This is a genomic window from Mycobacterium sp. GA-1841 (assembly GCF_001954135.1).
GTDB lineage: Bacteria > Actinomycetota > Actinomycetes > Mycobacteriales > Mycobacteriaceae > Mycobacterium.
In genome coordinates this window covers 10,174-32,172 of sequence record NZ_MBEQ01000020.1, presented here as the reverse complement: position 1 = coordinate 32,172, position 21,999 = coordinate 10,174, and the positions used below count along the sequence as shown (strand labels likewise).

The following is a 21,999-nucleotide window of genomic DNA, read 5'->3' as shown; positions in this document are numbered from 1 at the left end:
TGGTGCGGGTTTACGTCTGCTCGCCGGGTGATGGCTCTGGCTCGAGCAGCTCCCGGACCGAGTTGCGAGACCCGTAAGGGCGCAACATACGGCTGGCGGGTCGGGGTCGCACGATCTGCGGCCACCAGAACCACCTGCCCAGCAGCGCCGCGATGGACGGTGTCATGAACGATCGCACGATCAGGGTGTCGAACAGCAGGCCGAGGCCGATGGTGGTGCCGATCTGACCGAGGACGATCAGATCGCTGAAGATGAACGACGACATGGTGGCGGCGAACACCAGGCCGGCCGCGGTCACCACCCGGCCGGTGCCGGCCATAGCGCGGATGATGCCGGTCTTGAGTCCGGCCCCGATCTCTTCCTGGAACCGGGATATCAACAGCAGGTTGTAATCGGCTCCCACCGCCAGCAGCAGGATGATGGCCAGGGCCAGCACGATCCAATACAGCTGGATGCCGAAGATGTACTGCCACACCAGGACCGACAGGCCGAATGACGCTCCCAACGACAGCACGACCGTGCCGACGATGACCATCGCGGCGACCAGGCTGCGGGTGATGAACATCATGATGAGCAGGATCAGGCTGATCGCGGCGAGGGCGGCGATGAGCAGGTCGTATTTGGCGCCGTCCTGGATGTCCTTGTACGCCGAGGCGGTTCCGGCCACGTAGATCTTGGCGTCCGAAAGGGGAGTGGCCTTGATCGCGTCGAACGCGGAGTCCTTGAGCGCGTCGATGTGTGAGATGCCTTCTGGCGTGGCGGGAGTGCCCTCATGGGTGATGATCATGCGGGCGGCCTTGCCGTCGGGTGACATGAACAGTTTCAGGCCGCGTTTGAAATCGGGATTGTCGAAGGCTTCCGGTGGCAGATAGAACGAGTCGTCGTTCTTGGCGGCGTCGAAGGCCTGTCCCATCGCGGTCGAATTCTCGAGGGCCTCCTGGGACTGCGAGTTGGTCCCGGCCGTGGTCGCGTAGTTCGACAGGGTCAGGTCACGGTTGCGCTCCTGGATGGCGATCTGCGGCGGTAGCAGCGCCACGAGTTTCGGCTGCAGCGCGTCGAGCTTGTCCAGGCTCGCGGTGATCTGTCCGAACTGGTCGCTGAGTTTGTCGATCCCATCGAGAGCATCGAAGACCGATCGCAGCGCCGCACACATGGGGATGTCGAAACAGTGTGGCTCCCAATAGAAGTAGTTCCGTAGGGGGCGGAACTGATCGTCGAAATTGGCGATCTTGTCGCGCAGATCGTTCACGATCGCGACGGTGTCGTGGAACGCCTGGGTCTGCTCGTGGGTGGCGGCCGCGCTGGCCTGCTGCAACGTGACCTGCTGCTTGAGGATGTTGATGGTGTTGGACAGCTCGTTGGCCTGCTTGAGCAGATCTGCCGCGCGGTCCTGCTGATAACCCAGGTTCATGATCTGGCTGGCGCTTTGCGCGCTGATCTGAAACGGGATGGAGCTGTGCTTGATCGGGGTGCCCAAGGGCCGGGTGATCGACTGGACCAGGGCGATGCCGCGGGTGTGCAGCACGGCCTTGGCGACGCGTTCGAGAACCAGCATGTCCGCGGGGTTGCGCATGTCGTGATCGGTTTCGATCATCAGCAGCTCAGGGTTGAGCCGGGCTTCCGAGAAGTGGCGGGTGGCGGCGGTGTAGCCGATGTTGGCCGGTGCCGATTCGGGTAGGTAGGGCCGGCCGTCGTAGCTGGTCTTGTAGCCCGGCAGGGCGAGTAGGCCGATGAGCGCGATCAGGCAGGACACCACCAGGATGGGTCCTGGCCAACGCACGATCGCGGTGCCGATGCGGCGCCAGCGCGGTGCTCGCGGATTCCGTTTGGGCTCAAGGAGTCCGAATCGGCTGCCGATGGTCAGCATCGCGGGCCCCAGCGTCAGCGCGGCCACCAGTGTCACGAGCACGCCGATCGCCGCAGGCACACCCAAGGTCTGGAAGTAGGGCAGTCGGGTGAAGTGCAGACAGGCAACAGCTCCGGCGATGGTCAACCCGGAGCCGACGATGACGTGCACGGTGCCACGAAACATGTCGTGATACGCGGCTTCTCGGTCCAGGCCACGGCTACGGGCTTCGTGGTAGCGGCCGACGATGAAGATCCCGTAGTCCGTGCCGGCAGCGATGGCCAACAGCGTCAGCAGGTTCGTCGAATAGGTGGACAGACCGATGACCCCGGAGTGCGCAAGCGCGGCCACGACGCCGCGTGCGGCGGCCAGCTCGATCATGACGGTGACGAGCATGAGCAGCATCGTGACCAGCGATCGGTAGACCACGAGCAGCATCACCGCGATGACCAAGAAGGTTATGCCGGTGACTTTTTCGGTGCCCTCGCTCCCGACTTCGAAATTGTCGGTGATCAGCGGTGCGGCCCCGGTGACGTAGGCCTTGACCCCGGGCGGTGGCGGGACACTGGCCACGATCTCACGGATGGCGTCGACGGATTGGTTCGACAGTGCCTCGCCCTGGTTGCCGGCGAGATAGACCTGCACCAGAGCGGCCTTGCCGTCCTTGCTCTGTGAGCCGCCGGCGGTGAGCGGATCACCCCAGAAGTCCTGGATGTGTTCGACGTGCTTGGTGTCCTCGGCCAACCGTTTCACCAGGGTGTCGTAGAACCGGTGGGCATCGTCGCCGAGAGGCTGATCGCCTTCCAGCACGATCATGGCCGCACTGTCGGAGTCGAACTCGTCGAAGACCTGACCGATGTGGCGCATCGCCATGGTCGACGGTGCGTCGGGGGCATTGAGTCCTACCGACCGTGCGGCGCCGACGACTTCCAACTGTGGCACAAGGATATTCGTCAGCGCGGCGATGAGTACCCACAGCAGCAGGATGGGTACGGCGAGCGCGCGGATGGTGCGTGCCGTGCGCGATCCCGCCGGCTTCTCGGCGCCGTGGCTGCTCATGCGGATTTGTCCAAGCAGGCGATGTAACCGTTCACGTTGTCGGTGGACCTTTCGTCCTTGACCACACCGTTGACGGTGATGCGGCACCCGATGTAGTCGCCGTCGCCTTGTGCGCGCAGATCGGCGAACATGGTTGGGTCATCCGTGACCAACATCTGCGACCACGGCAGGGTGACGTCCTCGGCCCGCTGGGGTTGCGCGTCGATGTCCAGGTAGTTGACGGTGGCCACCGAACCCGGTGATCCGAACACCTCGAAAAGCACCCGCTTGGGGTTGTAGCCCGTGTTCTCCAAAGCGTCGGCACTGGGCCGGGACACCTCGTTGTCGGAACCGAATATGCCGTGCAGCCGACTGACGGTGAACGCGACGACGGCCACCACGAGCACGGCCACAATTACCGTCCAGCGCCGCCTGACCAGCTTGCCTACCGAGATCCCCTGCATCTCAGAGCCTTTCGAGAACCAGCACGCCCCAAGCCCTGAGGCGGAGTCTTCGGCCGTTCCAAGCACCTGAACGGTACCGTACGGTACAGTCCATTCGGGGGCAAGGGTTATGGCCAGTTGACTTGGCTTCCTCCTACGGAAAGGTCTGCGCGTGTCTCCCGCATCGACGCATGTTTCGGTCCAGGACTCGCCGTGGACCGAGCGCGAGGCCGAGCTGTTGTCGGTAACCCTGAGGCTTCTGCAGCAGCACGGCTACGACCGGTTGACGGTGGAAGCCGTGGCGAGCGAGGCGAAGTCGAGCAAGGCCACCATCTATCGACGGTGGCCGTCGAAGACCGAACTGGTGTTGGCGGCGTTCATCGAAGGCACCCGGGTCCAGCTGGTGGCGCCCCGAACCGGCTCGTTGCGCACGGACCTGTTGAGTATCGGGGCGTCGGTGTGTGCCCAGGCGCGCGAGCACGGCAGCACGATGAGCGCGATCATGAGCGAGATCGCGCACAGCCCGGAACTGAGTGCGGCACTACAGCAGCAGTTCGTCCTCGAGCGCAAACACCTGATGTCCGAAGTTCTCACGGAGGCTGTCGAGCGCGGCGAAATCGACGCCGCCGCGATCCACAACGAGCTCTGGGATGTGATGCCGGGCTATCTGGTGTTCCGATCCCTGATCCCGGGCCGTCCGCCTACAGAGGAGACGGTGCGCGCGCTGGTCGACGACGTCTTGATGCCCAGCCTGACCCGATTCTGAACTGGCGGCACGCCTCAGCGGCGGCGCCACCACCACAGCAGGCCGATCGCGGCCAGCGCAGCGATCACCGCGGCCGTCGGCACTGCGGGTTTGGCCTTCGCGGCGTCGGTGGCGGCATGGGCGCGATCGACGACGGCATGCGTGGTTTCGGCTGCCTTGTCCTGGGCGCGGCCCTTGACGTCGAGTTTGTCGGACAGGGCGGCCACGGTGTCGCCCAGCTCGCTACGCGTCTTGTCGATGTCGGACTGCAGTTCATCGATTCCCGCGTCGGGACCGGGCTCGGGTGGAAGGCGGTCACTGCCGGCCATGTCGTGCCTCCTTGAGCTCATCGAGATCCTGTTTGACGCTGTCCACCGCTTCGGCGGCCCGCGGTGGGACCTGTTGGACCTGGTTGCGGCTGACCATCGCGGCCACGCCGGCGCCGAGGAACAACACCGCCGCGACGATCACCGCGGCGGCCCAGACCGGCAGGACCAACGAGAGCGCCGCCACTGCCGCGGCGATGACGGTCGCCAGGCCCAGCACTGCCAGCAGGCCGGCGGCACTGATCAGGCCGGCACCGATCCCGGCATGGCGCGCGGAGTCCTGAAACTCCCGCTGGGCCAATCGCAGCTCGTCGCGAATCAGTCGCGTCGTCTGCTCCTGTAGATGACCGAGGAGCTCAGCGGTGGATGCCTCGCTGATGGGTTTTGGTGCGGTAGTCATCGGTGGGACCTTTCCCCAGGCGTACTACTTCCTCCACAGCAGTGCCCGAGGCGCGACCCGGCGAAACCTTCTGCCGATGACTGCGCCGTTACAACGGCCGACTTCGGGGTATCTGATCTTCACGCCCTGAAAGCTGTGGTTATCCGGGCCGTTGCCCCCGATACGAGGAGGATCTGTGAGCAGAGGCTCGAAGGTGTTGTACATGCCGCTTTCGATGATGACGAGTGTGGCCGGAGGATTACTGGCCAGCGCGCTGTTCACCCAGATCTGGAAGCGCATCGACGAACCGAATCGGAAGCCGCCCGACCCCAAGGATCTCAACCGGTCGACCGCCAAGGCCTTGTCTGCGGCGGCCCTGCAGGGGCTGGTGTTCGGCTTGACGCGCGCGGCCGTCGACCGGGCTGGGGCCAAGGGTTATCGGGCACTGGCCGGCGAATCGCCGGTCTGAGTCGTTGGCGGCCGTCAGTCGACCCAGGCGCGCCGACTGGTCGCGCGGACGCGGCTGCTGGTGATGTTGTGCGGCCCCGCGCAAAGGGCGGCCGGCGTCTCGTCACGCCGGCGTCGGTCGTCACGGTTGATGCGTCGCACGAGCTGGCGTTCGTCGCGTTTGGTCAAGGTCTGGTTGCGTCGCACCAACAGGTCCAGTTGCTGCCAGCTCAGTCCGTCCAGTTCGCCGTCGGTGTCATGGGTGGCGACGACGACGCAGCCGCGCAGAAGCGGCACCGTCTTGGCGGTGAAAGTCGTTGTGGCCAGCAAGAGTTCGGTGGCACGCCGGTTGGTCAGACGCTGACATCCCTGGCTCGACGGGCTGAACCAGAAGTCGAACTGCCGGTCGGCGGAGGTCAGCGATTGCAGTCCGTGGTCGTGGACGAGTTGGTCGATGTCGGCGGTGGTGTAGGCACGGGTTTCATAGATGGCGCCATTGACGCTGCAATATAGAACTGTATTCATGGGGATGGTCCATTCGACTCTTTCTTCTTGTGCGGTCGCGGGTCCGCTCCGCTGTTACTGAAGTTACCCGTGTGGCAAATGGGATAAACCTCGATAACGATTCCGAAACGTCGAGCCACCGTGCCCGAGCCGAGATCGGATCGACTCGCTAAGCGGTGCCCTTCCGTTGCCGCTTGCGCTGGTACAGGCTTCTGTCCGCGCACTCCAGCAGTCGCGTGAACACCCGGATGTCTCCCGGCGGGCCCACGGCAAGGCCGGTACTGACATACACCGGCCCCAGGTTTCCGAGATCGTCGGCCATCGCGGCGGCCTGCGTCGCGTCCAAACCGGCCACCACCGCCACGAATTCGTCCCCGCCGAGCCGACCCAGCACAGCAGAATCGGGCAACCGGGAACTCCATGACCGAGCCAGCTGGATCAACACGTGATCTCCCGCGGCGTGGCCGTCGCGGTCATTGACCGTTTTGAAGTCATCGATGTCGAGCAGGATCACTGCCAGCGTTTCTCCGCGCCACCGGGCCCGCGATGCCAGGTTCTCGACCTCCCGTTCCACCCCGGTCCGGTTCCACACCGAGGTCAACGGATCGCGCAGGGCCGCGTCGAGCAGGGCTGTGTGCAGCAATCCGAGGACCTCGGCTGCCCCCACGATGCACACCGGGAAGAGCAGCAGCCACAGCGCCGGTACCACGGCGGGCGCAATCAGCAGAGCGGCCACGGCCGCTGCCGCCAGGAGTACCGCGATGACCCGCGCGGTGGAACGTCGGTGCCAGCTGCGCACCAACACCGCAAGGAACATAAGGGGAATCAACGACCACACCTGCGCGACTGCCAGGCGATGCGTCAGCAACGCAGCAACCGGTGCGGCCGCCGCGCAGCCCAGCACCACGAGGTAGCGCGGTCCGGCGACCGGCCCACGTGCCGCGACGGCCAGGCCGAGCGCGCACAACACCGCTCCGGCCCATTCACCACGAGCGTCATCCCGGCCCAGCGATGCCATGCTGGCCAGCAGATAGAGCACCAGCAGGATCGCCAGGTAGCTCAACAGCATCCGATGCCGAAGCACCTCACCGAAACGTGGCACACGGTAATTCTGGCCCCTGGCGGCGGCCCGTTCGGTCAGCTCTGTGATCTGACCCCGTTGAGTGCCCACACCGTCAGATAGGCCAGCCCGAAGAACGCCGCAACGGCGATCGCGACGCCCGTCGATTGGACGTAGGACAGCGGGGAGCGGACCCATTCGAATGTCGCCGCCACCACCGCGTCGGGGCGTGTCACCAGATCCCAGGAGTTCCACCGTTGGAATCGGCCGATGACCACGCCGACCGCGCACAGCGCAACCGACGCCACGGCGACCAGCCAGCCCCAGAACGCACCGAACTCGTCGTCCAACCGTCGGTGGACGAGCAGCAGCGACACCACGCCGAGCAGGATCCCGGTCCATGCGGCGAACCCGTATTGCAGTACGTGGCGCCACAATTCGTAGCCTTCGCCGAGATGGACCAGATCGGTGATCAGATACGGGGCATTCGGCAGGAACGCCAGCCACACCGCGCCAAGGGGCAGCAACCACAACCGGCGCTCCACCAGATCGAAAGCCACCGCGCAGACCATGGGGATCCAGGCCAGAACCAGATTCCACACCAGGAACTTCGTCGGGTAGGACATCGGCGCGGCCGGATCGGTGATTCCCAGAGCGAGAGTCAGCGCCGTCGTCGCCATCAGCGAGACGACCAGCAAGATGCCACGGGCTTCGGTCATGCAGTCAGTGTGTCACCCGCCGAATGTTGGCTTGTGTTCCACTTTTTGGCCTTGAAACCGGAGGCGGCAAATGACAGATACGCCAACGCTGGGGCGCAAACGCAATGAGGCCCCGGGCGAACCCGGGGCCTCATCGATATGCGGCTTCTTAGAACGCAGCCTCGTCGAGCTCCATCACCTCGTTGTCGAGGGTCTCGATGACCTGACGGGTGCTGGTGAGCAACGGCAGCATGTTCTTGGCGAAGAACGATGCGGCGCCGATCTTGCCCTCGAGGTAGGTGCGGTCCTCGCCGGTGGCCCCGGCGTCGAGCTTCTCGATCGCTACCGCGGCCTGGCGGGCCAGCAGCCAGCCGAGCAGCAGGTCGCCGACCGACAGCAGGAAGCGCACCGAACCCAGACCCACCTTGTAGATGGCGGCCTGGTCCTCCTGGGCGGCCATCAGGTAGCCGGTCAGCGAGGCAGCCATGCCCTGCACGTCCTCGAGCGCGGTGGCCAGCAGGGCACGCTCGGTCTTCAGCCGGCCGTTGCCGGACTCGTTCTTGATGAACTGCTCGATCTCCCCGGAGACGAACGCCAGCGCCTGGCCCTTGTCGCGGACGATCTTGCGGAAGAAGAAGTCCTGCGCCTGGATGGCGGTGGTGCCTTCGTACAGCGAATCGATCTTGGCGTCGCGGATGTACTGCTCGACCGGGTAGTCCTGCAGGAAGCCGGAGCCACCGAAGGTCTGCAGGCTCTCGGTCAGCTTGGCGTAGGCCTGCTCGGAGCCGAAGCCCTTGACCACCGGCAGCAGCAGGTCGTTGACCTTGTGCGCCAGTTCGCCCTCGATACCGTGGACGGCCTTGGCGACCTCGACGTCCTGGAAGGTGGCGGTGTACAGGTACAGCGCGCGCATGCCCTCGGCGTAGGACTTCTGGGTCATCAGGCTGCGACGCACATCAGGGTGATGGGTGATGGTGACGCGCGGGGCGGTCTTGTCCATCATCTGGGTCAGGTCGGCACCCTGCACGCGCTCCTTGGCGTACTCCAGCGCGTTGAGGTAGCCGGTCGACAGCGTGGCGATGGCCTTGGTGCCCACCATCATTCGGGCCTGCTCGATCACGTCGAACATCTGCGCGATGCCGTTGTGCACCTCGCCGACCAGCCAGCCCTTGGCCGGGACACCGTGCTGGCCGAAGGTCAGCTCACAGGTGGTGGAGACCTTCAGGCCCATCTTGTGCTCGACGTTGGTGACGAAGACGCCGTTGCGCTCGCCCAGCTCACCGGTCTCGCGATCGAAGTGGAACTTGGGCACGAAGAACAGCGACAGACCCTTGGTGCCGGGGCCGGCGCCCTCGGGGCGGGCCAGCACCAGGTGCATGATGTTCTCGAACAGATCGTCGGAGTCGGCCGACGTGATGAAGCGCTTCACACCGTCGATGTGCCAGGAGCCGTCCTCCTGCTGCACGGCCTTGGTGCGGCCGGCGCCGACGTCGGAGCCCGCATCGGGCTCGGTCAGCACCATGGTGGCGCCCCAGCCGCGCTCAGCGGCCAGCACGGCCCACTTCTTCTGCTCGTCGGTGCCGTTGTTGTAGAAGATCTCGCACATGCCCGCGCCCATCGCGTACATGTATGCCGCGGGGTTGGCGCCGAGGACGTGCTCGATCACTGCCCACTGCAGCGCGCGAGGCACCGGCATGCCGCCGAGTTCCTCCGACAGGCCGACCTTGTCCCAGCCGCCTTCGAGGAGCGCGCGCATCGACTTCTTGAACGACTCGGGCAGCTTGACGCTGTGGGTCTTGGGATCGAACACCGGCGGGTTGCGGTCGCCGTCGGCGAACGATTCGGCGATGGGTCCCTCGGCCAGACGGGCGATCTCGGCGAGCATCTCACGAGCCGAATCCTCATCGAGGTCGGCATACGCGCCGGTGCCGAACACCCTGTCGATGCCGAAGACGTCGAACAGGTTAAATACCTGGTCGCGGACATTGCTCTTGTAGTGGCTCACTTTTCCTCCTCGCGAGAATGCCACCTGAGGTTGGGTACTTCGATTAAGTTACCCACCAGTAACTGCGGCTAACTATACCGTTCAGTAACTTCAACGCAAAGGGACTCTGAGCAATTTCCGGCAGCTAACCAACCCAGCGGTTGATCGAGGTTTGTACCCAGCCATCTAAATCCATTTGACCTGCGGTTTCGTGTCGTTGTGACGATCCTCACGAATCTGGCCACTAGGGTGTGCGGATGCGTCGAATCGCGGTGTGGGGCACGGGAAACATGGGGGCGACGGCGATCAGATCGGCCACGGCGTTCCCCGGGCTGGAACTGGCCGCGGTCATCACCTCGTCCGAGGACAAGGCCGGCCGCGACGCCGCGGCGTTCGCCGGGCTCGACGCCGCGACCGGCGTCATCGCCACCACCGATGTCGACGCGGCACTTGCCCGGTGCGACGCCGTCGCCTACATGGCCTCGGGCGACATCCGCCCCGAGGAGGCCATCGCCGATATCGAACGATGCCTGCGGTCGGGGGCACACGTCGTGACGCCGTCGCTCTACTCGCTCTACGACCCGGCTTCGGCGCCGGCCGAATGGGTCGAACGACTGACCGCCGCCGCGGTCGAAGGGGCCGCCACGTTGCTGGTCAGCGGTGTCGACCCCGGGTGGGGCAATGACGCGCTGGCCGTCACCGCCGCCAGTTTGTGCACGCGCATCGACACGATCCGCTGTCAGGAGATCTTCGACTACTCCACCTACAACCAGCCCGAAGCGGTGCGTGTGCGCTGCGGGTTCGGCGGCTCGATGGACGAGATGCCGCTGATGCTGCTGCCCTCGATCCCGACGATGGTGTGGGGCGGCAACGTCCGGATGATCGGCCGCGGGCTCGGCCTCGAAATCGACGAGATCACCGAGGACGTGCAGCGCAGGCCTCTCGACGAGACGATCGACACCGTCATGGGCCGTTTCGAGAAGGGGACCCAAGGCGCCTTCTGGCTCAAGGTGATCGGCTGGTCGAACGGCCGACAGCGCATCATCATCGACCACATCACCCGCATCCACCCGTCGTGCGCACCTGAGTGGCCACAACCAGATCAAGGTGTCGGCGACCACCGGGTGATCGTCGACGGCGACCCGCAGCTGACCATCGTGACCCGTGCCGACGTACCCGGCGGCACCCGCGCCGACGGCGGCAACACCACCGCCGCGAACCGGCTGCTCGGAGCCGTCAACTGGCTGGCCGAACAGAAGCCGGGCATCTACGACGGGCTCGACGTGCCGCTCCATCAACCGCTGCCGGCCGAGGTCGCCGCCGCCCGCTGGACCTGATTCCTTCCGCGAGCAGACACAAACCCGTACCAAATCACGGGATTCGGTACGGGTTTGCGTCTGTTCGCGGGTTAAGCCTCGGCGGCCGGGGCTTCCGGCGACGGCTCCGCCGCCGGGGTGTCGGCATCGGGCAGCTGGCCGACCAGATATTCGGCGAGCCCGCCGATGGTCGGGTAGTCGAACACCGCCGTCGCGTTGAGCGTGAACTTGCCGCCGAACTGGCTGTGCAGCCGGTTGCGGAGTTCGATCGCCATCAGCGAGTCCGTGCCGAGATCCAGGAAGCGGCTGGTCGCGGCGGGCGGCTGGGCCAGTCGCAGGAAGTTCTGCACTTCCTTCTGCAGGAACTCGGTCACGAACCCGGCCCGCTGCGGCACCGGGATCTCGAGCAGCTGCTTGAGAACCTCGCTGTCGCCGACGACCTCTCCCGCTGCGCTCGGCAACACCAGGTCCAGGATCGGCGGACGCGAACTGCCCAGCACCTTCGCCGCGCGCTGCCAGTTGGCCTTGAGCACGGTGGCCTGACCGGTTCCGTTGGCGACGACCTCGGAGAGTGCGGCCAGCGCCGCCGACGGGTCGAGCGGAATCAGGCCCTGCGCAGTGATGTTCGCGGTTGCAGCTTCCGACGAGGCCATGCCGCCCTGGGCCCACGGTCCGAAGTTGACCCCGGTGGCCGGCCGACCCTGCGCCCTGCGTTGTGCCACGAGGCCGTCGAGCCAGGCATTGGCTGCCGCGTAGTTCGACTGCCCCGGTGAGCCGAACAGGCTGGACACCGAGGACGACAGGATGAAGAAGTCCAGATCGTCGTCCCGCGTCAACCGGTCCAGGTGGCCGGCGCCGAAAGCCTTGGGCGTCAAGGTCGTCCGGAACCGGTCGAGGCTCTGCTGACCGAGCAGCGCGTCGTCGAGCACGCCCGCCAGATGTGCCACCCCGGCCAGCGGCGGCAGCTCCGTCCGGATCCGCTCGAGCAGTTTCGCCACCTCGGACTCTTCACCGACGTCGGCGGTGAAGACATGGACGCGGGTCTTGTAGCGCTCGGTGATCTCCTCGATCGTCTTCTGGACTTCCGCATCGGGCTCGCGACGGCTGGTCAACACGATGTCGCCCGCGCCGAGTTGGGCCAGATACGACGCCGTGTGCAGGCCGATCGCGCCGAGACCGCCGGTGATCAGGTAGCTCCGATCGGCCTTCGGCTGCAACGGGTTCGGGATCTGCACCACGATCTTGCCGATGTGCCGGGCCTGCTGCATACGGCGGAACGCCGCCCTGGCCTCGGTCAGCGGGTAGATCTCGGCGGGCAGTGGCGTCCAGGCACCGTTCGCGAGTCCGTCCGAGATTTCAACGAGCAGATCGCGAATGCGATCGGGCTCGGTGAACATCACGGTGTCCAACGCGACGATCTCGTAGGCGATGTCGGGTCGCGCCTCGGCCATCTGTTCCGCTGACCAGATGTCGCGCTTGGCGATCTCGGCGAAGCGGCCGTTCTGGGCGGTGGCCCGCAGCGTCGCCTCGATGAACCCTTCGCTGGTGAGGCTGTTGAGCACCACGTCCACACCCGTGCCGTCGGTGTCGGCCAGGATCTGGTCGGCGAAGTCCGTCGTGCGCGAGTCGTAGACGTGGTCGACCCCGAGCTTGCGCAGCGTCGACCGCTTGAAGGTGCTGGCGGTGGCGAACACCGTGGCGCCCTTGGCCTGTGCCATCTGGACGGCGGCCAGACCCACACCACCGCTGGCGGCGTGGATGAGGACCTTGTCGCCGGGCTTGAGTTGTGCCCAGTCGAACGCCAGTCGGACCGTGAGCGCCGCGGCGGGAATCGTCGCGGCCTCCACTGCGCTGACGCCATCCGGGATCGGTGCCAGGAACTGGGCCGGCACGTTGAACCGGCTGGAGAACGCGCCCTGCATGGAGCCGTAGACGCGTTGGCCCACTTCGACTCCGGTCACACCGTCACCCAATTGGGTGACGATGCCGGCGAAGTCGCCGCCGATCGGTCCGGGATCGCCCGGGTAGAGGCCGAGGACGTTGAGCACGTCGCGGAAGTTGAGACCGGCGGCCTCCACGCGGACCTGCACGTAGCCCGCTTCCGGCGACGGCACGTCCTTCTCGGTGATCCGCAGGTTGTCGATCGCGCCGCGTTCGGTGGGCGCCAGGACGTAGTCACCGCCCCGCGGCACCGTGAGATGTCCACTGCGTGCCCACGGCAACAGCCGTGATGCCAGCAGCTTCCCTTGGCGCATGGCGATTTCCGGCTCGTCGATCGGCGTGGCCAACAGCGTCGCCAGGGCCTGCACGGCTTCTGGTGATCCGTCGACGTCGATGAGCTTGGCGCGCAACGCCGGTTCCTCGTTGATCGTCGTGCGTCCGAAGCCCCACAGGGCGCCCTGCACCGGATCGACCGGCTCACCGGACTCGGTGGCCACGCCCCGCTCGGTGACGATCCACAATCCACCGGGCAGCTTCTGGCCACCCTGCACGGTGTGCACCGCGGACAGCAGGTTCTCGATCTCGGTCTCCAGCCGCGCGGCCGCGTCGGCAGCGGATTCGGCGGCGCCTGGCGCACTGGCCCGCCACACCACGCCGGAGAACGGCAGCCCGCGCTCCTGCGCCTGAGTCAGCAGCTGTCCCAGCAATTCTGGATCGGCTGCCCGGTTGACCGGGATGCAACCCGGAACCTGTGTCGCGAGCTCGTCGAACCCGGCGATCAGCCAGGTACCGGCGGCAGTGGCCTCGGAACCGTCCACGCTCGGGGCCGGCGGTGGCAACTCGTTCCAGCCAAGTGTGTAGAGCAGTCGGGTGGCGTCGCCGCCGAGCCCACGCAGCAACGCTTCGCGCGGTGCGCGTTTGACGGTGAACTCACGAATACCGCCCAGGTGACGGCCGTCCCGATCCAGATACTCCAGATCGAACACCTGAGTTTCACTGTCCAGGGCGCTCTCGTGCCAGCGGGCGCGGCAGTAGAAGCGCCGTGGCATCTTCTCCTTCAGGGTGACCTGCCCGTACCGCAACGGCAGGAACAGGTCGTTCACCCCCTGCTCGGCCGCGAGCAGTGCCGGGAATGCCGGGAACGCCACGCCGGTGCACAGATCCATCAGCACCGGGTGCATGGGCTCGGTGCCCAGTTGTTCGGCCAGTTCTGCGCCGACCAGGATGTCGCCGATCGCCTCACCCTCACCGAGCCACAACGACTTCAGTGAACCCGACCACGTCGGACCCCACGCCAGTTCCAAGTCGGCAAAGGTTTCGAACAGTTCCTGCGGACGCATCCGCTCCAGCCGTTCGATCGCTTCGTCGACGGGATCACCGTCGGCAGCGGAGTCGTCGTCCTCGGCACCGGACACGACGGTGCCTTCGGCGTTCAACGACCATTCGGCATCCCGCTCGCCGTAGGGGCGGCTGTGCACCTGGAACGTCCATTCACCGCCGGTCTCCAGCGGATGCAACGTCAGCTGCACTTCACGGGAAGTCCTCTCCGGCAAGATGATCGGCTCATAGAAGAACACGTCCTTGGCGCGCGCCGGGGTGCCGACCGCGGCCAGTGCCATCGCCGCGTAGGTGGCGCCGGGGACGACGACGGTGCCGTAGATGACGTGGTCGGACAGCCACGGTTGCGATTTCACGGACAACCGGCTGGTGTAGACCGAATCGCCGGAGGCGAGATCCTTACCGCTGCCCAAGATTCCGGAACCGCCGGAGCCCACTCCGCCCTCGACGGCGATCGCCCCACCCTTGGGCCAGAAGCGGCGACGCTGGAACGGGTACGTGGGCAGTTCGACCCGCCGGCCCGACCGGCCATGCACGGCGGCGAAGTCGGGTCGATGTCCGCCGACGTAGGCCGCGGCCAGCGCGTCGGCGATCTGGCGCCGGTCGTCCACCCCCTTGCGCAGCGAGACGATGGCTCGCGGCGCGGGAAGATGCTCGGGCCACACCTGCACCGCCGCACCGGTCAGCACCGGCTGCGGACCGATCTCCATCAGCACCGAGCATCCCAACGCCGCCACGGTGCGCACACTTTCGGCGAACTGCACGGGCTGGCGGGAATGCCGCCGCCAGTACTGGGCGTCGATCACGGTCTGGGCGGTGAGCACCGCGCCGGTGCGGTTGCAGACCAGCGGCAGCGTCGGGGTTGCGTACTGCACCTGGGCCGCAAACGATTCGAACTCGTCGAGCACCGGATCGAGCAGTTCGGAGTGGAAGGCGTGGCTGGTCTGCAACCAGGTGCAGCGAATGCCCTCCTCTTCGAACCGCGCGACGGCCTTCTCCAGATCCTCACCCGGACCTGACAGCACGGTGTTGGGCCCGTTGTAGGCACCGACCGAGACCCGCGGGAACTCACCGGAGATCTGCTCGACCTGCTTGGGGTCGGTGAACACCGCCACCATGCGTCCGCCTTCGGGCAGGCTGCCGAACAGCCGGCCGCGGTGGGCCATGAGCCGGGCGCCGTCTTCGAGGCTGAACACGCCGGCCACGCAGGCCGCCGCGTACTGCCCGACGCTGTGGCCCAGCACCACGTCGGGTTGGATGCCCCACGACTGCCACAGTCGGGCCAGGCCCATCTCGACGGCGAACAGGGCCGGTTGCGCATATGAGGTGTGCCGCAGCGTTTCCGCCGCGTCACCGCCGGTGGCGAACATGACCTCGAGCAGCGGCTTGGCCAGGATGTCCTTGACCGCCTCTGCGCAGCGGGTCACGGTCTCGGCGAAAACCGGTTCCGCGTCGAACAATTGACGCGCCATCCCTGGATGCTGACTGCCCTGCCCGGTGAACAACCAGGCTGTCGTCGGGTGATTCGTGTGCTCACCACGGACCACGCCGGGCCGCGTGCGGTTCTCGGCCAGGTCGGCCAGGCCGACGCGGGCGTCCTCGGTCGACTCCACCACCAGCGCGGCGCGGTGCTCGAAGTGCGAACGGCCCGTTCCGGCGGTCAGGCACACGTCGGCGATGTCCGCGTCCGGGTGGCCGTCCAGCCAGTTCTCGTAACGCCGGGCCAAGGACACCAGCGCTTCCGGTGACCGCGCCGACAACGCAAGCACGTTGGCGGTGGACTGCTCGGCGGTTTCGACGGGTACCGGGTCGTCGCTCACGGCAGGGCCTTCCACCGGGGCAGCCGGTGCCTCTTCGATGAGCACGTGGGCGTTGGTGCCGGTGAATCCGAAAGAGCTCACCCCGGCCCGTCGCGGCCTGCCGTTGGTCTGCCACGGCAGCGCCTCGTTCACCACCCGCACCGACAGGGAGTCCCACGGAATGTGCGGCGACGGGTTGTCGAAGTGCAGGCTCTGCGGCAACACCTCGTTCTGCAACGACAACACGACCTTGATCAAACCGGCTGCACCCGAGGCGGATTCGGTGTGGCCGATGTTGGTCTTCACCGAGCCCATCAGCAAGGGCCGGTCGGCGGCGCGGGAGCCGCCGTAGGCGGCCGCGGCGGCCTGGACCTCGATCGGGTCGCCCAGTGGGGTGCCGGTGCCGTGTGCCTCGAGGTAGTCGACGTCGCCGCCGGACAGCCCGGCACGGGCCAGCACCGAGGTGATGAGCCGTTGCTGCGCACCGCCGTTGGGCACGGTCAGACCGCTGGATGCGCCGTCCTGGTTCACCCCGCTCGCGGGGATGACGGCGCAGATCCGGTCGCCGTCGCGTTGGGCGTCACTGAGCCGCTTGAGCACCAGAATCCCGCAGCCTTCGCTGCGCACATAGCCGTCGGCAGAGGCGTCGAATGTCTTGCAGCGCCCGACAGGGGACAACATCCTCGCCCGCGAGGCGGCGATGACGGTCACCGGGCTCAGCAGCACGTTGACGCCACCGGCCAGGGCCATGTCGCAGTCCCCGGAGTGCAGCGCCTGCACGGCCTGATGCACGGCCACCAACGCCGAGCTGCATGCGGTGTCCACGGCCACGGCCGGGCCTTCGAAGCCGAGCGCGAAGGCCACTCGGCCGGAGATGGCGTTGAGGGCGTTACCGGTGATGAAGTGCGGTTCGATCTTGTCGATCGGCTCGGCCGACAGCAGGTGCGCGTACTCGTTGGCGGCCACACCGGTGAAGATGCCGGTCCGGCTGCCCCGCAAGGTGGCCGGCGCGTATCCAGCCCGCTCCAGGCCCTCCCAGACGGTTTCGAGCATGAGCCGTTGCTGTGGCTCGATCCAGACTGCTTCGCGGGGCGAGATACCGAAGAACTCGGGATCGAATCCGTCGATCCCGTCCAGGAACCCGCCGAAGCGGGTGTAGGTCTTGCCCGGGGCGTCCGGGTCGGGATCGTAGAACTCGTCGATGTCGAACCGGTCCTCCGGGACCTCCCGGATCGCGTCGACACCGCCGGACAGCACGTCCCAGAACGCTTCGGGGTCCGGTGCGCCGGGGAACCGGCACGACACCGCGATGATCGCGATGGGGTCGTCGGTGCGCGACGCCACCGTGACCGGGGCGGCCGCGGCGGACGCCTGCTCGCTCAGGCCCAGCACGTCACCGAGCAGCCAGTCGGCCGCATCGGACAGCCGCGGGTGGTCCATCACCAGCGTGACCGGAATCTCGTGGCCCAGGCCGGTTTCCAGGCGACGCCGCAGTTCCACGGCCATTAGCGAGTCCATGCCGAGGTCGAAGAACCCGGCGTCCTCACGGATCTCGGCAGGGTCCACCCGGGTCACCTCGGCCACGGCATCGCGCAGGTAGTCGGTCAGCAGTTTCTTGCGCTGCTGAACGGGCGCGCTCGCCAGCCGCTCGACCAGCTGGGTCTTGCCCGAGGCGGTCGCCGCGCCGGCTGCGGCCGAATGGGCGGGCACCTCGCGCTCCAATTCGGCGAGGAACGCCCGCCGCCCGGCCTGTTGGTAGAGCGGAAGGAAACGTGCCCAGTCAATCCGTGCGACGACGCCCTGGGCCAGGCCCGGTCCCGACGCGGTCGCCACATCGGCCAGGCCCGCCAGCGCATCGGCCGGGGACAAGGTGCGAATTCCGCGCTGTTCCAGCCGTGCTCGGGATTCCGCGTCGGCCATCCCGGCTGACCAGGGGCCGAAGTTGACGCTGGTGGCAGCGACGCCCTGTTCCCGCAGCCGCCAGGCCAGCCCGTCGAGGAAGGCGTTGGCGGCGCTGTAGGCGGTCTGTCCGAATCCGCCCCACACCGAGGCGATCGACGAGGTGGTGACGAAGAAGTCAAGCTTCAGGTCTGCCGCGGCCTCACTCAGATGCCAAGCACCCCACACCTTTCCGGCGAAGACGCGGTCGACTTCGGCGTCGGTCAGGTCGCTGATCGGGGTGGTGTTGTTCTCCCCGGCGGCGTGGACGATACCGGCCAGCGGCGGCAGCTCGGCCCGCACGCTTGCCAGCAGCCGTGCGATATCGTGTGCGTCGGCGACGTCGGCGGTGATGACCCTGACGTCACAGCCGTACTGCTCGCTCAGCGTGTCGATCCGTTGCCGGGCGGTTTCACTGGCCGGACGCCGACTGGTCAGCACCAGTTGCTTGGCGCCGTGGGCGGCCAGGTAGCCGGCCACCTCCAGCCCGATGGAGCCGAGGCCTCCGGTCACGAGATAGCTTGCGCCGTCGTGTAGCGGCAGTGGCGTACCGCTCGGCAGCTGCTCGCGCCGGACCAGGCGCGGAACATAGACCGCGTGATCGCGCAAGGCGATCTGGTCCTCACGGGCGGCCGCATCGCGCGGGGTGCTCACCCGGTCGATGAGTTGGGACCATTCATCGGCGCTGCCGTCATGCAGGTCGGCCAACCCACCCCACAGCTGCGGAAGTTCCAGGGCCGCGGCGCGGCCAAATCCCCACAGGCAGCTCTGATCCGGTGTGACGGTGTCGGTGTCGGTGACGCGTTGTGCGCCACGGGTCGCCACCCAGATGGGGTTGCGCAGTTCGGCGGCCACCGCGGCGCGGAACAACCGCAGCGTCCCGCTCAGCGTCCGGTGCTGCATCCGCAGTAACGACTGCATCGACGGTGCGCCCTCGGCGTCGACGGCGGCCGCCACGTGCAGGATCTGCAGTGTCGCCTCGTCGGCTGCCGCCGCACGCAACACGTCGGCCAGTTGGGCCTCGTCGGCCTCCGACTCCGGCAATGCGACGAACCGATACCGGTGACCGCGCGCGTTGAGCGCCTCGACCAGCGGCGAGATCGCGGCGGACTCCTCGCCGACCAGGATCCAGGTGCCCTCGCCGGCGGGGCCGGACAGTGCGGCGGGGGATTTATCCCAGCGGAACTCGTAGCGGTCGTCGGCGATGGATTGTGTGGTCCGTTGCCGGTTGTGTTGTGCGGCAAGCTTGGTCAGCACGTCGGCGATGTAGCGGTCGTCGCTCTCGGCCCCGATCAGCGTGGCCAGTTCGTCGATCCGGCCGTCCTCGAGCAGGCGGACGGCCTCGGTCCGCGGACCGCCGAGGTGTTGTTGTTGGTTGGGGCGCTCCCGGTCGTCGCGGTACCAGTACTGGCGGTGTTCGAACGGATAGGTGGGCAGGTCCAGCTTGCGGGTATGGGTGGGCCGGAGCGCGCCGAAATCGGGCAGGTGGCCCAGGACGTACGCGTCGGCGAGGGCTTCGGTGATCTGCCGGTGGTCGGTGGTGTTGCGGCGCAGCGAGGTGATCACGCGTGGCGCGGTGGCCGGGTCGGGCCAGGCGCTCAGGGCGGCCGCGGTGAGCACCGGGCGCGGGCCGATCTCCAGCAGCAGTTTGCAGTTCAGGTCGGCCAGCGTCTGCACGCTCTTGGCGAACTCCACCGGCTGTCGGGCGTGCCGGCGCCAGTAGGCACCGTCGAGTTTGACGCTGCGGCCCAGGGCGGCGCCGGTGCGGTTGTCGATCAGGATGCGTTGCGGCGCGGCGAAATCGATGCCGTTTGCGGCGGCCTCGAACTCGTCGAGGATCGGGTCGAGCAGCGCCGAGTGGAATGCGTGGCTGGTCTCCAGCCAGTCGCACCGCACATTGTCGGCCGCCAGGCGGGCCACGGCCTGCTCCAGATCCGCTGCCGGGCCGGACAACACGGTGTTGGCGCCGTTGTACGCGGCCACCGACAGGCTCGGGAACTCGTCGGTCAGGCTCTCGACCCGCTCGGCTGCGGCGAACACCGCGACCATTCGGCCGCCGGCGGGCAGGCTGCCGAAGAGACGGCCGCGTTCGGCCATCAGCCGGGCACCGTCTTCGATGCTGAACACGCCCGCGACGCAGGCTGCCGAGTACTGGCCGACACTGTGTCCCAGCACCACATCGGGCTCGAAGCCCCATGACTGCCACAGTCGCGCCAGACCCATTTCCACGGCGAACAACGCCGGTTGTGCGTAGGACGTCAGGCGCATCGTCTCGTCGGCGTCGGGCGCGTCCACGTCGAAAATCACGTCCAGCAAAGGCTTTTCGAGTACACCCTCGACGGCGGCGGCGCATTGCCGCACGGTCTCGGCAAACACCGGCTCGGTGTCGAACAACTCCCGGGCCATACCCGGGTACTGGCTGCCCTGACCGGTGAACAGCCAGGCGGTCTTGGGTTTGTCATACGATTCGCCGCGCACCAGGCCGGGGGCCGGGCGGTCGTCGGCGAGCGCCCTGAGCAGTTCGAGGGCAGACTCTCGCGAGTTCACCACCAGGGCGGCCCGGTGCTCCAGGTGTGCCCGGCCGGTGCCGGCGGTGTGGCACACGTCGGCCAAACCGGCCTCCGGATGCGCGGTCAACCAGCTGCGGTACTGGTCGGCGATCTGAACCAGCGCGCCCGGCGTATGTGCCGACAACGGCAGGATGCTGAACTTCGCGCCGGGCTGCTCGTCCGCCTGCGGTGCGACGCTGTGCTCGGGGGCCTCTTCGAGGATGACGTGCGCGTTGGTCCCGGCGAACCCGAACGAGCTGACCCCGGCGATCCGGGCCCGGCCGTTGCGCTCCCAGGGAATGGTCTCCTTCACCACCTCGACCGCGAGCCGGTCCCACGGGATGTGCGGCGAGGGATTTTCGAAGTTGAGGTGTTTGGGCAGCGCCTCGTTTTCCAGCGCCAGGATGACCTTGATCACACCGGCGATGCCCGCGGCGGCCTCCAGGTGCCCGATGTTGGTCTTCGCCGACCCGATCAGCAGCGGCCGGTCGGCTTCGCGCCCGGCGCCGAGCACCGCGCCCGCGGCCTGGGCCTCGATCGGATCACCCAACGACGTCCCGGTGCCGTGCGCTTCGAGGTAACCGACCTCGCTCGGCAATACGTCGGCGCGCTTGAGGGCATCGGCGATGACATGTTGCTGGGCCACCCCGTTCGGCACGGTCAGACCGCCTGACGCACCGTCCTGATTGATTGCGCTGCCGCGAATCACGGCCCGGATCCGGTCCCCGTCACGGACGGCATCCTCGAGACGTTTGATGACGATGACACCGCAGCCCTCACCGCGCACGTAGCCGTCCGCGGCGGCGTCGAACGTCTTGCACCGGCCGTCGGGGGCCAGCATGTGGGCGTTGGAGAACGTGATCATGGTGGCCGGAGTGAGCAGGACATTGGCGCCGCCGGCCAGGGCGAGATCGCATTCACCCAGCCGCAGCGCCTGGCAAGCCTGATGGATGGCCACCAGCGACGAACTGCAGGCGGTGTCGACGGCGACGGCGGGGCCCTGCAGGCCCAACCGATAGCTGATCCGACCGGCGGCCGCAGCGTTGGATGTGCCGATGGCCATATAGGCCTCGATCTCGGGATAGGTCAGCTCGTCGGACGCCATGCCCAGGTAGTCGTGAGTGGCCAGACCGACGAACACCCCGGTATTGGAGTTCGCAAGAGAAGTCGGCGCGGTACCCGAGTGTTCCACGGCGCGCCAAGCGGTCTCGAGCAAAAGCCGGTGCTGCGGGTCCATCAGCCGGACCTCGCGGGTCGACATGCCGAAGAACGGCGCGTCAAAACCCGTCACATCGTCGACGAATCCGGCGCGGCGGGTCACCACCTTGCCCGGCGCTCCCGGCTCGGGATCGAAGAATTCGTCGACGTCCCAGCGATCTTCCGGCACCTCGGAAATCGCCTCGCGGCCCTCACGCAGAAGATCCCAGAATTCGTCGGCATCGTCGGCTCCGGGGAACCGTGCCGCGTAGCCGACGATCGCGAAGCGTGGAGCGAGTTCTGTTGGAAGATCGGCGGATTCCATGCCAGTGTACTCCTTGTATCGTCGGTCATATCGCGGCCCACGGCCGCATGTTGTGACCCCTGCGGCCACACGCCGCACGCCAACCCCCGTCGGACACTATTGCATGTGCATCGGTGACATGCGAGG

At 67.0% G+C, this 21,999-nt stretch carries 12 protein-coding genes; 3 read left to right on the top strand and 9 right to left on the bottom strand.

The window, feature by feature from the left end; all coding sequences use genetic code 11:
• Positions 1-10 precede the first annotated feature (10 nt).
• Together A5740_RS05970 and A5740_RS05965 are read right to left on the bottom strand one after the other, a co-directional pair.
• Positions 11-2,905: an RND family transporter gene (locus A5740_RS05970; protein ID WP_076192319.1), complete on the bottom strand. Its 2,895-nt coding sequence runs from the start codon at positions 2,903-2,905 to the stop codon at positions 11-13.
• A complete protein-coding gene (locus A5740_RS05965) occupies positions 2,902-3,348 on the bottom strand; it encodes an MmpS family transport accessory protein (protein WP_076192317.1) in 447 nt (148 codons plus the stop codon). The genes A5740_RS05970 and A5740_RS05965 overlap by 4 nt, the downstream gene beginning before the upstream one ends.
• A gap of 145 nt (positions 3,349-3,493) precedes the next feature.
• On the opposite strand from A5740_RS05965, the gene A5740_RS05960 reads away from it, so the two are divergent.
• Positions 3,494-4,093 (top strand): TetR/AcrR family transcriptional regulator, encoded by a 600-nt coding sequence (locus A5740_RS05960; protein ID WP_076192315.1) that lies wholly within the window; start codon positions 3,494-3,496, stop codon positions 4,091-4,093.
• 14 nt (positions 4,094-4,107) lie between these two features.
• On the opposite strand, the gene A5740_RS05955 is transcribed toward A5740_RS05960, so the two are convergent.
• Positions 4,108-4,401, bottom strand: a complete 294-nt coding sequence (locus A5740_RS05955; RefSeq protein WP_076192313.1) for a DUF3618 domain-containing protein — start codon at positions 4,399-4,401, stop codon at positions 4,108-4,110.
• Entirely contained in the window at positions 4,388-4,798 is a 411-nt protein-coding gene (locus tag A5740_RS05950) for a phage holin family protein (protein WP_076192311.1), read from the bottom strand. The genes A5740_RS05955 and A5740_RS05950 overlap by 14 nt, the downstream gene beginning before the upstream one ends.
• 175 nt (positions 4,799-4,973) lie before the next feature.
• On the opposite strand from A5740_RS05950, the gene A5740_RS05945 reads away from it, so the two are divergent.
• The gene (locus A5740_RS05945; RefSeq protein ID WP_175616177.1) at positions 4,974-5,246 is read left to right on the top strand and encodes a DUF4235 domain-containing protein; all 273 of its coding nucleotides are present in this window, start codon (positions 4,974-4,976) and stop codon (positions 5,244-5,246) included.
• Between the two features lie 14 nt (positions 5,247-5,260).
• Here A5740_RS05945 and A5740_RS05940 read toward each other — a convergent pair whose 3' ends face one another.
• The 4 genes from A5740_RS05940 to A5740_RS05925 all read right to left on the bottom strand — a co-directional run bounded on the left by A5740_RS05940 (position 5,261) and on the right by A5740_RS05925 (position 9,491).
• Positions 5,261-5,749, bottom strand: coding sequence for a hypothetical protein (locus A5740_RS05940; protein ID WP_076192309.1), 489 nt, complete (start codon positions 5,747-5,749; stop codon positions 5,261-5,263).
• 148 nt (positions 5,750-5,897) lie between these two features.
• Positions 5,898-6,830 carry a diguanylate cyclase gene (locus A5740_RS05935; protein WP_254849089.1) on the bottom strand — a complete coding sequence of 311 codons (933 nt, stop codon included), beginning with the start codon at positions 6,828-6,830 and terminating at the stop codon, positions 5,898-5,900.
• A gap of 35 nt (positions 6,831-6,865) precedes the next feature.
• The gene (locus A5740_RS05930) at positions 6,866-7,507 is read right to left on the bottom strand and encodes a DUF1361 domain-containing protein (protein WP_076192307.1); all 642 of its coding nucleotides are present in this window, start codon (positions 7,505-7,507) and stop codon (positions 6,866-6,868) included.
• Positions 7,508-7,655: 148 nt separating this feature from the next.
• Positions 7,656-9,491, bottom strand: coding sequence for an acyl-CoA dehydrogenase (locus A5740_RS05925; protein WP_076192334.1), 1,836 nt, complete (start codon positions 9,489-9,491; stop codon positions 7,656-7,658).
• Between the two features lie 236 nt (positions 9,492-9,727).
• Between A5740_RS05925 and A5740_RS05920 the strand changes: the two genes are divergently transcribed.
• Positions 9,728-10,807 carry a dihydrodipicolinate reductase gene (locus A5740_RS05920; RefSeq protein ID WP_076192305.1) on the top strand — a complete coding sequence of 360 codons (1,080 nt, stop codon included), beginning with the start codon at positions 9,728-9,730 and terminating at the stop codon, positions 10,805-10,807.
• A gap of 71 nt (positions 10,808-10,878) precedes the next feature.
• On the opposite strand, the gene A5740_RS05915 is transcribed toward A5740_RS05920, so the two are convergent.
• Complete coding sequence (locus A5740_RS05915; RefSeq protein WP_076192304.1) at positions 10,879-21,873, bottom strand: type I polyketide synthase; 10,995 nt, start codon at positions 21,871-21,873, stop codon at positions 10,879-10,881.
• Positions 21,874-21,999 lie beyond the last annotated feature (126 nt).